Source organism: Streptomyces sp. NPDC104106, assembly GCF_055584345.1.
This window is the reverse complement of record NZ_JBVJMF010000030.1, coordinates 1-13,668: the sequence shown is the minus strand read 5'-3', so window position 1 is coordinate 13,668 and position 13,668 is coordinate 1. Positions and strand designations below refer to the sequence as shown.

General features: G+C 71.0%; 12 protein-coding genes. 9 read left to right on the top strand and 3 right to left on the bottom strand.

Features of this window, described 5'->3' with window-relative positions; genetic code table 11:
* Positions 1–120: 120 nt before the first annotated feature.
* On the bottom strand, positions 121–894 hold the full coding sequence (locus tag ACZ60X_RS40785; RefSeq protein WP_469610296.1) for a trypsin-like serine peptidase: 774 nt from the start codon (positions 892–894) through the stop codon (positions 121–123).
* A gap of 313 nt (positions 895–1,207) precedes the next feature.
* Positions 1,208–2,107 (bottom strand): oxidoreductase, encoded by a 900-nt coding sequence (locus ACZ60X_RS40780; protein ID WP_469610293.1) that lies wholly within the window; start codon positions 2,105–2,107, stop codon positions 1,208–1,210.
* Positions 2,108–2,169: 62 nt separating this feature from the next.
* Here ACZ60X_RS40780 and ACZ60X_RS40775 point away from each other — a divergent pair, with 62 nt between their 5' ends.
* The 8 genes from ACZ60X_RS40775 to ACZ60X_RS40740 all read left to right on the top strand — a co-directional run bounded on the left by ACZ60X_RS40775 (position 2,170) and on the right by ACZ60X_RS40740 (position 12,396).
* On the top strand, positions 2,170–2,904 hold the full coding sequence (locus ACZ60X_RS40775; protein ID WP_469610290.1) for a TetR/AcrR family transcriptional regulator: 735 nt from the start codon (positions 2,170–2,172) through the stop codon (positions 2,902–2,904).
* A gap of 387 nt (positions 2,905–3,291) precedes the next feature.
* Positions 3,292–4,665 (top strand): S53 family peptidase, encoded by a 1,374-nt coding sequence (locus ACZ60X_RS40770; RefSeq protein ID WP_469610287.1) that lies wholly within the window; start codon positions 3,292–3,294, stop codon positions 4,663–4,665.
* Positions 4,666–5,217: 552 nt separating this feature from the next.
* Complete coding sequence (locus ACZ60X_RS40765) at positions 5,218–5,526, top strand: hypothetical protein (protein WP_356020567.1); 309 nt, start codon at positions 5,218–5,220, stop codon at positions 5,524–5,526.
* A gap of 169 nt (positions 5,527–5,695) precedes the next feature.
* On the top strand, positions 5,696–6,526 hold the full coding sequence (locus tag ACZ60X_RS40760) for a DUF8175 domain-containg protein (RefSeq protein ID WP_469610285.1): 831 nt from the start codon (positions 5,696–5,698) through the stop codon (positions 6,524–6,526).
* Positions 6,516–7,868 (top strand): hypothetical protein, encoded by a 1,353-nt coding sequence (locus ACZ60X_RS40755; protein ID WP_469610282.1) that lies wholly within the window; start codon positions 6,516–6,518, stop codon positions 7,866–7,868. The genes ACZ60X_RS40760 and ACZ60X_RS40755 overlap by 11 nt, the downstream gene beginning before the upstream one ends.
* Positions 7,865–9,424 carry an SCO6880 family protein gene (locus ACZ60X_RS40750; protein ID WP_469610278.1) on the top strand — a complete coding sequence of 520 codons (1,560 nt, stop codon included), beginning with the start codon at positions 7,865–7,867 and terminating at the stop codon, positions 9,422–9,424. Before ACZ60X_RS40755 ends, ACZ60X_RS40750 begins: the two co-directional genes overlap by 4 nt.
* Positions 9,425–9,438: 14 nt before the next feature.
* Positions 9,439–10,851, top strand: coding sequence for an ATP-binding protein (locus tag ACZ60X_RS40745; protein WP_469610275.1), 1,413 nt, complete (start codon positions 9,439–9,441; stop codon positions 10,849–10,851).
* Between the two features lie 24 nt (positions 10,852–10,875).
* Complete coding sequence (locus ACZ60X_RS40740) at positions 10,876–12,396, top strand: type VI secretion protein (RefSeq protein WP_469610272.1); 1,521 nt, start codon at positions 10,876–10,878, stop codon at positions 12,394–12,396.
* Here the strand turns inward: ACZ60X_RS40740 and ACZ60X_RS40735 are convergent.
* Positions 12,393–12,959, bottom strand: coding sequence for a GNAT family N-acetyltransferase (locus ACZ60X_RS40735; RefSeq protein ID WP_469610269.1), 567 nt, complete (start codon positions 12,957–12,959; stop codon positions 12,393–12,395). The two genes, ACZ60X_RS40740 and ACZ60X_RS40735, sit on opposite strands and share 4 nt — an antisense overlap.
* Positions 12,960–13,011: 52 nt before the next feature.
* Here ACZ60X_RS40735 and ACZ60X_RS40730 point away from each other — a divergent pair, with 52 nt between their 5' ends.
* Positions 13,012–13,563 (top strand): cysteine hydrolase family protein, encoded by a 552-nt coding sequence (locus ACZ60X_RS40730; protein ID WP_469610266.1) that lies wholly within the window; start codon positions 13,012–13,014, stop codon positions 13,561–13,563.
* The last annotated feature ends 105 nt before the right edge of the window (positions 13,564–13,668 follow it).

Below are 13,668 nucleotides of genomic sequence, written 5' to 3'. Positions count from 1 at the left end.
ACGCCCGCCACGTCGATCGGCTCGTGGACGGCGCGGTACCACACACCTCGCCACGGAGACCGGTTCGCCGTTGACGGTGTCTCAGAGACGGACAGACGGGCGGACGGGCCGACAGGCCGATCAGGAATCGGTCGTCGCGTCCTTGTACAGCTCCGCCGCCTCACTCCCCAGCACCACGCTGTACGACACGTCGTCCGTCGAACCGCCCTGCTCGTGGCCGCCGAGGATGCCGACGACCTGGCCGTCGCCGTTCATCCAGGGGCTGCCGCTGGTACCGGCGGTGAAGGCCGGGCAGTCGATGCGCTGCTGGGTGCGGCTGTGCGAGGTCGGCTTGTTGGTACAGCTGATCGGCCGCTCGCGGGAGTCCGGGTAGCCGATGACGGTCACCGCGGTGGCCCCGGTGGCCGTACCGGTCGTGAAGCGATTGGCGCCGACCACCTCCTCCAGCCGGCGGCCGGCCAGATCCTCGACGGTGGCGAAGGCCAGGTCGCTGTCCTCGTCCTGGTCCTTGGCCCAGCCGTCGGGCAGGTAGCGCTTGGTCACCTTCCACACCCCGTACGGCGCCTGACCGTCCCGGTAGCCCGGTACGAAGAGCAGGTCGTTGTCGTCGGCGCCGGCCACGCAGTGCGCCGCCGTGGCGATGAGGTCGCCCTGGGGGCTGTGCACGACCGAGGCCGTGCAATAGTGGCCGCCCTTGAGGGAGTCGGCCCGGTCCGCGCCGAAGAGCGCGCCGATCCGCGCCGTGTGCCGGTTCGCGGCGGCCTCGGCCGTGACCCCGAGCGGCCCCGACGCCTCATCCGCGGTCGCCACGGACGCCGAGGTCAGGGCGAGCACCACCACCGCGCCGAGCAACGCGGGACGCGAGGTGAGCGAGGTGCGTGAGATGCGCTTCATCACCCACCACTCTGTCCCACGACCGTGAGAATCGCGCTCCGACTTCACTGAGAATTTCCTGTGAAACCTCCAGTTGGGCGCGGTCCTTCCCCCGAACCCCGCCGAACCGCGAGCCTCCTCCTCCCCCCGGGACACGGCTCGGACGACGACACCGCCTCTTCGAACATTCCCGCGCTACGTCCCGGCAGGCGCCGTTTTCCAGCCGACCGCCCAGCACCCCGCCCGCGGCACGGGGTCACCCGGTCCGTTCACCCGCGCGCCGCAACGAAAAGTCACCCGGCGGAGAATGGTACGGCGGAACGCGCCGTCGTACTCACCCCACCGGCTTCATCCCCCACTCCACGCCCGTCATCTCCTCCGACAGCGTCCACAGCCGCCGGGCCGCCGCCGGGTCGCTCGCCGCCCTGCTGCGGCTGACCAGGGTGGGGGCGCCGCGCATCTCGCCGGGGCCGTCCGGGCCGACGTACGACGCTCCGGGGAGGTCCTGGCAGGCGGCGAACAGCGTGGGCAGGGCGCCGGCCTTGTCGCTCTGGGCGAAGACCGTGTTCCCGACCGTCATGGCGGCCCTCATCAGGGGGTTCTTGTGGTGGCTCTGGAGGTTCGTGGCGGCCCAGCCGGGGTGGGCGGCCAAGGCCCGGACCGGGGAGCCGGCCTCGGTGAGACGGCGCTGCAGTTCCAGGGTGAACAGGAGGTTCGCCAGTTTGGACTGGGCGTAGGCGCGGGTCGGGGTGTAGCGGCCGCGCAGGTTCACGTCCTCGAAGCGGATCGCCCGCTCACCGAAGCGGTGCGCGCCGGAGGCCACCGTCACCACCCGGTCCGTGACGTGCGGCAGCAACAGGTTCGTCAGCGCGAAGTGCCCGAGGTGGTTGGTGGCGAACTGCAGCTCGAAGCCCTGCTTCGTGCGCTGCTCCGGCACCATCATCACGCCCGCGTTGTTGATCAGCAGGTCCAGCGGGCGGTCCCACCCGGCCGCGAACTCGCGCACCGAGTCAAGGTCGGCCAGGTCCAGCCGGCGCACCTCCGTGCTGCCCGCGACCCGCGCCGCCGCGGCACCGCCGCGCGCGAGGTCCCGTACGGCGAACACCACGTGCGCCCCGGCCCGGGCGAGCGCCGTGGCCGTGGCGAGGCCGAGACCGCTGTTGGCGCCGGTGATCACGGCCGTACGACCGGTGAAGTCGGGGAGGTGGGTCACGTTCCACTTGTCAGTACCCATGGCCCGAATGTAGGCACCGCCAACAAAGCTGTCAATGACAACATACCGTTACGATGGCGCACATGCCGCGTCCGTCCTCGTCGTCCCCGAACCTCCCGGACCCCACGGAACCTCCGGAGCCCCAGCAGCCCCCGCGCTCCTCCGCCTCCGCGCACTCCTCGACGTATCCCCCGAGGCCCCCGCGGACCGCGGCATCCGCGAAGCCCCCGCAGCGGCCGTACCACCACGGCGACCTGCGCGCCGCCCTCCTCAGGAGCGCCGAGCGCACGCTGCGCGAGAAGGGCGTCGGCGCGCTCTCGCTGCGCGAACTGGCCCGTGCCGCGGGTGTGAGCCACTCGGCGCCCGGCCGGCACTTCAAGGACAAGCAGGCCCTGCTCGACGCCCTCGCGCTCGACGGGTACGAGCGGCTGAACCGGGTCCTGGACGCCGCCGCCGAAGCACCCGGCCTCGACATCGAGGGCCGGATCGCGACACTGGCCCGCGCCTACGTCGGCTTCGCCGTGGCGAACCCCGAGCTGCTGGAGCTGATGTTCGCCCGCAAGCACGACCCCGACAGCTCCGACCGGCTCGCCGCCGCCGTCGACCACTCACTCGGCTCCTTCGCCCGGATGATCTCCGCCGCCCAGGAGCGCGGCGAGCTGGTCCAGGGCGACCCGGAGCACATCACCATGGTCGCCGCCGCGAGCCTGCACGGACTCGCCACCCTCATCACCGGCGGCGCGCTCGACGCCGGTGAGGCGATCGGCTGCCTGGACGAACACGTCCGCCTCCTGCTGAACGGCCTGCGCCCCCGCTGACCCGCCCCGCCGGGCCGCACGCGCGTCACGGGTCCCCCGCCGGCTCACGGGCACCGACCCGCACGCGTCACGCCCACCGGCCTCCGCCCCCGAAGGCCCAACCCCACCCCCGCGCCCGCACACTTCCGGGTTACGCGCGTAGCCATCCCCTCCCCGCGTCCCGCACCCCCCAAGTCAAGCCACAACCAGCACAGGGCCAGCACACGGCCATTGATCAGTAAGCCCCCCACCGCCTTCAGTAACGCAGAGGTCAGGATTCCGGGCACCTGCTTGTTGTCGCGTACTCAACAAGCGAAGGTCGGGCGTGGGCCGCCGCCCTCACCGGTCACCCACCGGTGGACCCCCACACCCGCAGGCCTCTGTCACCCACTTCCAGGAGGCTGTACCTTGCGTACGTCCACCCCCACCCACCCCCACATACGCGGTAGATGGCGCCGTTTCGGCACCGCCGCCGCGGCCACGGCCGCGCTCGCCGTCGCCGGACTCGGCACCGCGGCCCACGCGAACGCGTCCACCGCGGCCCCGAGCCACGCCACGACCGCCAAGGTGACCTCCCAGGCGATCGCCGCCCAGGTCGCCAAGGCCCACGTGCGCTACACGAAGTCGTGCGCCGCGACCCCGAAGAAGGGCTACGCCGCCTGCAACGCGCTGCGCGTCACCAGCGGCACCACCGCCTTCATGGAGAAGCAGGCGGCCCTGAAGGGCGTCACGCCCAAGACCGTGCGGCCGGACGCCGCGTCCGCCTCCCCCACCGGCTACGGCCCCTCGGACATCCAGTCGGCCTACGGCCTGACCTCCGCCGCCGCCTCCAACGGCTCGGGCGAGACCGTCGCGATCGTGGACGCCTACGACGACCCGAACGCCGAGTCCGACCTCGCGGCCTACCGCTCGTACTACGGCCTGTCGGACTGCACCACGTCCAACGGCTGCTTCAAGAAGGTCAGCCAGACCGGCTCCACCACCTCGCTCCCCACCGCCGACAGCGGCTGGGCCGGTGAGGAGTCCCTCGACCTCGACATGGTCAGCGCGACCTGCCCGAACTGCAACATCCTGCTCGTCGAGGCCAAGTCGGCGTCCGACGCCGACCTCGGCACCGCGGTGAACGAGGCCGTCAAGCTGGGCGCCAAGTTCGTCTCCAACAGCTACGGCGGCTCGGAGTCCTCCTCCGACACGACGTACGACGCCCGGTACTACAACCACCCGGGCGTCGCCATCACCGCGAGCGCGGGCGACAGCGGCTACGGCGCCGAGTACCCGGCCGCCTCCCAGTACGTCACCGCCGTCGGCGGCACCTCCCTGTCGCAGGACTCCAGCAGCCGCGGCTGGAGCGAGTCCGTCTGGAACACCTCCAGCACCGAGGGCACCGGCTCCGGCTGCTCCGCCTACGACCCGAAGCCCAGCTGGCAGACCGACAGCGGCTGCTCCACCCGCATGATCGCCGACGTCTCCGCGGTCGCCGACCCCGCCACCGGCGTCTCGGTCTACGACACCTACCAGGCGAGCGGCTGGAACACCTACGGCGGCACCAGCGCCTCCTCGCCGATCATCGCCTCCGTCTACGCCCTCGCCGGCACCCCGGGCAGCAGCGACTACCCGGCGAAGTACCCCTACGCCGCGGCGGGCACCTCCGCCCTCAACGACGTGACGAGCGGCAGCAACGGCACCTGCGACACGGACTACTTCTGCACCGCCGAGTCGGGCTACGACGGCCCGACCGGCTGGGGCACCCCGGAGGGCACCAGCGCCTTCAGCGCGAGCTGAGCGCCCCCTGAACCACCCCCGTCGGGTCACGGGGGGCCGCCAGTGAGGGGGACGTGGGGTCTCCTCGGCGGCGCGGGAAGGAAGACGGGCCACGGCAGCCGGCCGCGGCCCGTTTTCCCTTTCCGGCGTTCCCCTGCCCGTCCGGCTCCCGGACGGCTGCACCGCCTCGGCACGGCGGCCCCCACCCGCTGACCCGGCGTCAACCCCGCACGTCACACGCCCCGACGGCATCCGGCCGTCGGGGCCTTGTCCATTTCCCGCCGGTCCACCATGAGAACATCGTCCCGACCCCTCACCCGACCGGCCGTCAGAAAACGTGCCAGGTCGTAAAGGAGGACAACGACAGAACCACACCCCGGGTTCCGGTCTGACCTCGTTGCCCGGGGTGACCTGCCGTGATACACAGAGTGACCGGACGCGCTATTCGTACGAAACCCGCCAGTCAATGACGTCAAGTCGACATACGTTGGCGCCGTCGTCGGCGACAATGAGGCCTGACCTCTGCACCCGCAGAGGCGCTCACGGAACTACCCACCAGGGGCGGTGACTTACATGCTTCTCGCGGCCAGCAAGGGTGACATCAACACCATCATCGGCGGGATCGCCCCGAACTGGGGCCCCTTCGGCAGCCTGGGCAACGAGGCGAAGGTGATGATCGAGGTGGTGATGGCCGTGGCCATCCTGCTCTGCCTCGGCATCGCGGTCTGGGGCGCGGCCAAACAGCGCATCGGCGCCACGGCCCTGCGCGACACCTTCAGCGCGGAACAGGGCAAGGGCCTCATCATCGCCGGCCTCACCGGAGTCTTCATCATCGGCTCCCTCGGCACCCTGTTCACGATCGTGTACGGCATGGCGGTCTGACCCCTCCCCGCCCGTCCCGTCCGGCTCCCCGTCACCACCGTCTCCACCCACCCGTCGTGCCCACCGGCTGAGGTTGCGTCTCCCTGATGTCGAGTCACCACACCGCGCCCGCGCGGGAACCAGCACGGCTACCGTCGTATGCCTACGAGGGTGAGGGGGCGCACACGGCATGAATCCCGGAGACGAGGGGACCTACCCCGACTACGGCGACAACCCGGGCCACACCCGCACCCGCCTCCCCGACAACGACCCCTACGGCGGTGCCCCCCGCCGCCCCACCCGCTCCTCCTCCCGCAGCCTGGTGACGGTGGTGGGCGTGGTCGTCCTCCTGATCGCAGCGATCGCGTTCGCCAACCGGGGAGACCACTCGTCCGCCGACGGCGCGTCCGGAAAGGGCGGCAAACCGGTGACCTCCCCGACCGCGGCCAGCGGGACGGCCCCGGTGCAGACCATGTCAAGCGGCGTACCGACGGGATTCGCCCACACCGAGCAGGGCGCCCAGTCGGCGGCCTCGAACTACGCCGTGGCACTCGGCTCGACGGGCATGTTCAACACCGCCAGCCGGCACAGAATGCTGCAACTGCTGTACACCCCGGACGCCGCGAGCCGCCTCCAGGGGCAGATGGACCAGGCCTATTCGGCGGACTTCCTCGCCAAGATGGGCCTGGACGCGGCGGGCAACCCGCCCAAGGGCAGCACCTTCGTCTCCCGGGTCGTCCCGATCGGGACGACGGTCAGCAACTACACGGACAGCGAAGCCCAGGTCGCGGTCTGGTACGTGGGGCTCATCGGCATGGCCGGCAGCTCTTCGACCGACCCCGTCACCTCCGCATGGAAGACCTGGACCTTCGACCTGCGGTGGACCGACGGCGACTGGAAGATCGCCTCCGACACCCAGAAGGACGGCCCGGCCCCGGTACCCGGTGACGACAAGGCCGCCACCTCCGACGAGATCAGCAAGGCCATCGAACAGTACGGAGGGTTCACGTATGCCCGGTAGCCCGCAACGTGCGCTGACGCTCGCCGGAATCGTGGCAGCCGTGCAGGCCACGGCCGTACTGCTGGCCACGCACGCCGTCGCCGCGCCCTCGCCCACGCCCGCCTCCTCGGGCGGCCCGTCACCCTCGCCGTCACCGTCGGCCAAGTACAACTGCGGCGTCATCTCCGGCGAGGCCAAGAAGTACTGCGAACGCGGCAACACCTCCAGCGGATCCGGTACCCCCAGCGTCCCCGACACCTCCACCCTCGACCCGCTCTCCTCCCTCGCCAAAGGCTGTGCCGAAGCCGCCTCCTGGACCATCGACAAGCTCAGCAAGGCCGTGAAGAACACCGCCAACGTCGACTTCACGAACGAGAAGTTCCTTCAGCAGTACGCCATCGTCTTCGCCGCCTCCACGATCCTCACGCTCCTGCTCTGGCTCCTGGCCGTCGCCAAGCGCGCCGTCCGCGGCGTGCCGCTGACCACCGCCATCTCCGAGGCCATCGGCTTCCTCTGGCTCACCGTCCTCGCCTCCGCCTTCACCCCCCTGATCCTCTACACCGTCGTCTCCGCGACGGACGGCGTCACCGAGGTACTCGCCAAAGCCACCGGCGACCAGGCCGACACCTTCTTCGGCACCTTCTCCGGCGCTCTCGGCAAGGGCACCGACATCGGCGGCGGACCCATCATGCTGATCGTCGTCTCCCTGGTCAGCATCCTCGCCGCCGGCGTCCTCTGGCTGGAGCTGGTCATCCGCGCCGCCCTCCTCTACGTCGGCGCCCTCCTCGGCACCGTCGTCTACGCCGGCCTCGTCGACAAGAACCTGTGGGGACACGTCCGGCGCTGGGCGGGCATCATGATCGCCGTCATCCTCGTCAAACCCGTCATCGTGATCGTCCTCGGCCTCGCCGGCGCCCTGTCCAGCGGCAACGGTCCCGACTCCTTCTCCGCCGTCGTCTCCGGCCTCGCCATCATCCTGCTCGCCATCTTCGCCAGCGCGATGATCTACCGCTTCGTCCCCGGCTTCGGCGACGAGATCGCGAACGGCCGCAACAACCGCATCATGCAGGGCGCCGAGAGCAAGGCCGCCGCCGTCATCAGCTCCCCCGCCACCCTCGTCGCCCAGGGCATCAAGACCCACAGCTCCCGCGCCGACAACAACGGCCAAGGCGGCACGAGCAGCAGCACCCCCCGCCCGGCCAACCCCGCCAGCGGCGGCGTCGCCGCCCACAGCGGCCGTACGCCCGGCGCGGGCGGCGGAGCAGTCCCCTCCGCCACGCCCGCGCCCCGCGCGCCCAGCCCGGCCAACACCCCGCACGCCAGCAACACCCGCAACAACCGCTCAGGAGGTGAAGGGCGTTGACGACCGAGTCCCACCTGTCCCATCCGGTCACGCCCCGCCGTACGTATCTCATCGGCCGCGCCCGGCCGAACGCGATCATCGGCCGCAACCGCGAGTCCGGCGAGATCGCGCTGATCGTCGCCGGCGCGTTCCTCGGCATGATGTGCGGCCTCCTCGTCCCGGTCCTCTCCCTGCGGATCGTGCTGCTCACCGGCTTCCCGCTGCTCGCGCTCGCAGCGGTCTACGTGCCGTACAAGCGCCGCACCTTCTACAAGTGGTTCGAGATCAACCGCAGCTTCAAGCGCACCGTCAAACACGGCGCCGTCTACCGCTCCGCCGCCATGGAGGCCGGCACCCGCCTCGACGGCCGGGAGGTCGAGGTCGGGCCCCCGCCGGGCATCGGCCGGATCACCTGGCTCGCCGCGCCCTTCGGTCCCGACGAGATCGCCGTACTGCTGCACGCCGACCGCAAGACCGTCACCGCCGCCATCGAGATCGAGGGCCCCGGCGTCGGCCTGCGCGACTCCGAGGACCAGGAGGCCCTGGTCGACCGCTTCGGCACCCTGCTCAAGCACGTCGCCAACGGCGACGGGTTCGTCACCCGCCTGCAGATGCTCGCCCGCACCCTGCCCGCCGACCCCGACGCCCACGCCAAGGACGTCGCCCTGCGCGGCGACGGCCGCGCCCCCGACTGGCTGGCCCGCTCCTACGACCAGCTGCAGTCGATGGTGTCCACCAGCAGCGAGCAGCACCGCGCCTACCTCGTCGCCTGCATGCACTACACCCGCGAGCTGTCCGCCGAGGCCCAGGCCATGGCCCGCGCCGCCCGCTCGCAGACCGGCCGCAAGCTGGACCGCGACGCCGGCCTCGCCGTCGTCATGGCCCGCGAGCTGACCGACATCTGCTCGCGCCTGCAGGAGGCCGACATCCGCGTCCGCCAGCCCCTCGGCCAGGGCCGGCTGGCCTCCCTCATCCACTCCATGTACGACCCGGACCACCCCATCGACCACATCCAGGCGATGACCCAGCGCAACGCCTGGCCGGCCGAGCTGGACGCCATGGAGCCCACCTACCTCCAGGCCAAGACCCGCGAGTCCAACACCCGCGCCCCCTGGTGCCACGCCACCGCCTGGGTGAAGGAGTGGCCCATGACCCCGGTGGGCGTCAACTTCCTGGCGCCCCTCCTCGTCCACACCCCGGACGTCATCCGAACGGTCGCCGTGACGATGGATCTCGAACCCACCGAGGTAGCCATCGAACGCATGCTGACCGAGAAGACCAACGACGAGGCCGAGGCCTCCCGCGCCGCCAAGATGAACCGGACCGTCGACCCCCGGGACATCGCCGCGCACAACCGCCTCGACCAGCGCGGCGAGGACCTCGCCAGCGGCGCCGCCGGCGTCAACCTCGTCGGCTACATCACCGTCTCCGCCCGAACCCCCGACGCCCTCGCCCGCGACAAGCGCACGATAAGGGCCTCCGCCGGCAAGTCGTACCTCAAGCTGGAGTGGTGCGACCGCGAGCACCACCGCGCCTTCGTGAACACACTTCCCTTCGCCACCGGCATCCGACGGTAGGGGCTGATTCACCGATGCGGGATCCGCTGTCCGTCCTCACCGACGCCTTCACCTCCTTCCTCTTCGGGAAGGTCGAGACCACCCGCCTGCCGGTCCGCACCTCCACCGGCCAGGCCCAGGCGGTCTACCTGCCCACGGCCGCCCCCGGCCTCGGCGACTCCGGCGTCATCATCGGCCGCGAGGTCTACTCCGGGAAGGGCTACATCTACGACCCCTTCCAGCTGTACGGCCAACAGCTCCCGGCCCCCCACTGGCTCGTCCTCGGCGAGTCCGGCAACGGCAAGTCGGCCCTGGAGAAGACCTACGTCCTACGGCAGCTGCGCTTCAAGGACCGCCAGGTCGTCGTCCTCGACGCCCAGGGCGAGGACGGCGTCGGCGAGTGGAACCTGATCGCGGAGGAGCTGGGGATAACCCCCATCAGGCTCGACCCGACGGCGGCCCTGAACCACGGCATCCGCCTCAACCCGCTCGACCCGTCGATCACCACCACCGGCCAGCTGGCGCTCCTGCGCACGATCATCGAGGTGGCGATGGGCCACGGCCTCGACGAACGCTCCGGCTTCGCCCTGAAGGTCGCCCACTCCTACGTCAACGAGACGATTCTGGACCGCCAGCCGGTCCTGACCGACATCGTCGAGCAACTACGGCACCCTGAGCCGGAGTCCGCCGAGGCCATGAACGTCGCCATAGACGACGTGCGCGCCTGGGGCCTGGACGTCGCCCTGGTGCTCGACCGCCTGGTCGACGGTGACCTCCGGGGCATGTTCGACGGCCCCACCACCGTCGGCATCGACCTCGACGCCCCCCTCATCGTCTTCGACCTCTCCCACATCGACCGCAACTCCATCGCCATGCCCATCCTCATGGCGATCGTCGGCGTGTGGCTGGAGCACACCTGGATCCGCCCCGACCGGAAGAAGCGCATCTTCCTGGTCGAGGAGGCCTGGCACATCATCAACAGCCCCTTCGTGGCCCAGCTCTTCCAACGCCTGCTGAAGTTCGGCCGACGCCTCGGCCTGTCCTTCGTCGCCGTCGTCCACCACCTGTCCGACGTGGTCGACGGCGCGGCGGCGAAGGAGGCGGCCGCGATCCTGAAGATGGCGTCCACCCGGACGATCTACGCCCAGAAGGCGGACGAGGCCAGGGCGACGGGCCGTGTCCTCGGCCTGCCCCGCTGGGCGGTGGAGATCATCCCCACCCTCACGCCCGGCATCGCCGTATGGGACGTCAACGGCAACGTCCAGGTGGTCAAACACCTGGTCACCGAGACGGAACGCCCCCTGGTCTTCACCGACCGCGCGATGACGGAGTCCTCCAGCGACCTCATCGCCGACGAGGCCCTCCGCGCCGCCGAACTGGAGGCCGAGCAGCGGGCGGCGGCCTTCGTGGAACAGCACCTGGGCGACTCCGAGTCGACGGTGGCGTAGCGCAGCAGAGGAAGGGCACAGGCGTTGAGACCGGACGACCGCCGCGGGGACCGGCGGGAGGGCCAGGGCGGCATCCCCGACGGCCTCCTGATCGGCATACTCGCGTTCCTCATCGGCATGACCCTGCTGGTCTGGACGGCCACGGGCCTCGCGGCACTCTTCGCCAAGGGCGCCTGGCCCCCCGGGGTCACCTTCACCCGCACCCCCCTGGCCATGCGCCACCTCATCAGCTGGCCACACGACATCACCGGCGCCTGGCCGGACGCCCCCGCGAGCCGGCTCTCCGGCTGGGGCCTGTTCTGGGGGCTGCTCCTCGGCCAGTTGATGATCCTGTTCGTCCTCACGATGTTCGTCCTGGGCGCGGTGGCACGGTGGCGGGCGGGAAGGGCGAGGAGGAAGGCGGCCGAGCGCGAGGAACCGCGCCGGGAGCCGATGCACGAGCCGCGCCAGGAGCCGCGCCACGAGGTACCGCTGCCGCGCAGCGAACCGGTTCCCGACCCGGCCCGCGAACCGGCGCCCGTACGGGAGCCGGAACCGACGGCGACTGTCCAGGAGACGGCTCCGGAAGCACCACCGACCCTCCTCCCGGCCACCGGCGACCTCGTGGGCCGCCGGGACCGGTGGGACAGGATCCTCATCGCCCCCAGGGAAAGCCGCCGGGCGACCGCGGCCCAGGCCGTGCGGGAAGCGGAAGGCCCCGCCCTCCTCGTCACCTCGAACCCCGCCCTCTGGGCGGAGACGAAGGACGCACGCGCCAAACTGGGCCCCGTCCTCCTGTACGACCCCACCCACCTCTGCGACACCCCGGCCCGCCTCCACTGGTCCCCCACGGCCGGCTGCGAGGACAAGCAGACGGCCCTGGCCAGAGCCACGGCGCTCCTGGCCCCGGTCCGCCCCACAGCCAAGATCGACCAGACGGTGGCGGACACGGCGACCACCCTCCTGCGCAGCTATCTCCACGCCGCCGCCGTCGACTCCCGCACCATCCGCCACGTGCACCGCTGGGCCCAGGGCACCCAGGTCCAGGACGCCGTCCGCACCCTGCGCACCCGTCCCAAGGCCGCCGCCGGCTCCGCCGGAGAACTGGAGGCCGCCCTCACCGCACACCCCGAACGCCGGGACGTCGCCCAGGAACTGATCACCCGCGCCCTCGCCGCGCTCACCATGGTCAACATCCGCGAAGCTTGCACTCCCAACCGAACTGATGCGCTCGCCTTGGATTCCTTCGTCCACGAAGGGGGCACGCTTTATGTGGTCGGTGAATCCATCGAGGACCCCCGGAGCACCCCGGGCGCGATGCCGCTCCTGACGGCCCTCGTCGCAAGCGTGGTCGAGCGTGGCCGGCGCATGGCCGAACGGTCATCCTCCGGTCGGCTCGACCCACCACTCACCCTGGTCCTGGACGACATCGCGGCCGTGGCCCCCCTGCCCCAACTCCCGGACCTCTTCACCGCCGGCCCCGCCCAGGGCCTCCCCGCCCTCGCCCTCCTCCGCTCCCGAGAACAGGCCCGGTCCCGCTGGCCCGACCAGCGACTCCCGCTCTAGCGCGCCCCGGACGGCCACTCCAGCACGAACTCCAGCTCGTTCTGCGCCTCGTCCCTGACGAACGGCACGGTCACCCCGCTCGGCACGAAGCCCGCCTTGCGGTACGCGCCCTGCGCCCGCGTGTTCTCCTCGTGCACGAGCAGCCGTACGCGCTCGGCGCCCCGCTCCCGCGCCCACACCATGCCGGTGTCGAACAGCGCCTTGACCAGCCCGTTCCCCCGGTGCTCGGGCCGGACGTAGACCCCGACGACGTGCCCCTGCCGCCGCTCGACGGGCTCCCCCGCCCAGTCCTTCGTCCCGGCCTCCTCGATGAGCACGGTCACCGAGCCGGCCCACTCCCCGTCGGGCCCTTCGGCGATGAACTGCCGGGCCGCCGCGGACCCTTCGCCGGACCCGACGGCCCGGTCCTGCCAGTAGGCGTCCGCCCTGGTCACGCCCTCCTCGTACGTCTCCAGGAAGGCGAGGTGCGCCAGCGGATCCCGCAACGCGTCCAGCCGCAACCGCTTCACCAGGGGCCAGTCGTCGGGTCGTATGGCGCGTATGACGTAGTCATGCCTGCTCATGCGGTCACCGTAGTGCGGGCCGGTGTCAGCGGCACGTCATATTGTGGTCGCCATGACAACAATCCCTGACCGGCCGCACACCGCCCTGCTGGTCATCGACGTACAGAACGGCGTCGTGATACCGGGCTCACCGAACCGCGAGACCGTGATCGCCCATATCGGCACGCTCATCGACAGGGCCCGCGCCGCCGGCGTACCGGTCGTCTGGATCCAGCACCAGGACGAGGAACTGGTACCGGGCACCGAGGCCTGGGAGTACGTCCCGGAACTGAAGCGCCTCGATGCCGAGCCCCTCGTCGCCAAGACGTACCGGGACTCGTTCGAGGACACCGACCTGGAATCCGTCCTCGCGGACCGCGGAGTCGGCCACCTCTACGTCACCGGCGCCCAGACGGACTTCTGCATCCGCTCCACGCTGCACGGCGCCCTGGCACGGGGCTACGACGCGTCGCTGGTCGCCGACGCCCACACGACGCAGGACCTGACCGCGTACGGCGCACCGGCCCCGGAGCAGGTCATCGCCCACACCAACCTCTACTGGAGTGGCCAGAACGCACCCGGTCGCCGGGGCACGACGGTGACCACGGCCGAATTGACCTTCTAAAAAGCAAAGGGCGCCATAAATGCGGAAAGGCCCACACCAGACGGTGTGGGCCTTTCCCAAAAATTGTTCGGCGGTGTCCTACTCTCCCACAGGGTCCCCCCTGCA

Excerpts from the sequence above, each read along its gene's own strand:
- ACZ60X_RS40780 (WP_469610293.1), bottom strand. The coding sequence starts at position 2,107 with ATGGGTACTGACAAGTGGAACGTGACCCACCTCCCCGACTTCACCGGT.
- ACZ60X_RS40760 (WP_469610285.1), top strand. The coding sequence starts at position 5,696 with ATGAATCCCGGAGACGAGGGGACCTACCCCGACTACGGCGACAACCCG.
- ACZ60X_RS40735 (WP_469610269.1), bottom strand. The coding sequence starts at position 12,959 with ATGAGCAGGCATGACTACGTCATACGCGCCATACGACCCGACGACTGG.
- ACZ60X_RS40755 (WP_469610282.1), top strand. The coding sequence starts at position 6,516 with ATGCCCGGTAGCCCGCAACGTGCGCTGACGCTCGCCGGAATCGTGGCA.
- ACZ60X_RS40765 (WP_356020567.1), top strand. The coding sequence starts at position 5,218 with ATGCTTCTCGCGGCCAGCAAGGGTGACATCAACACCATCATCGGCGGG.
- ACZ60X_RS40745 (WP_469610275.1), top strand. The coding sequence starts at position 9,439 with ATGCGGGATCCGCTGTCCGTCCTCACCGACGCCTTCACCTCCTTCCTC.
- ACZ60X_RS40785 (WP_469610296.1), bottom strand. The coding sequence starts at position 894 with ATGAAGCGCATCTCACGCACCTCGCTCACCTCGCGTCCCGCGTTGCTC.
- ACZ60X_RS40730 (WP_469610266.1), top strand. The coding sequence starts at position 13,012 with ATGACAACAATCCCTGACCGGCCGCACACCGCCCTGCTGGTCATCGAC.
- ACZ60X_RS40775 (WP_469610290.1), top strand. The coding sequence starts at position 2,170 with ATGCCGCGTCCGTCCTCGTCGTCCCCGAACCTCCCGGACCCCACGGAA.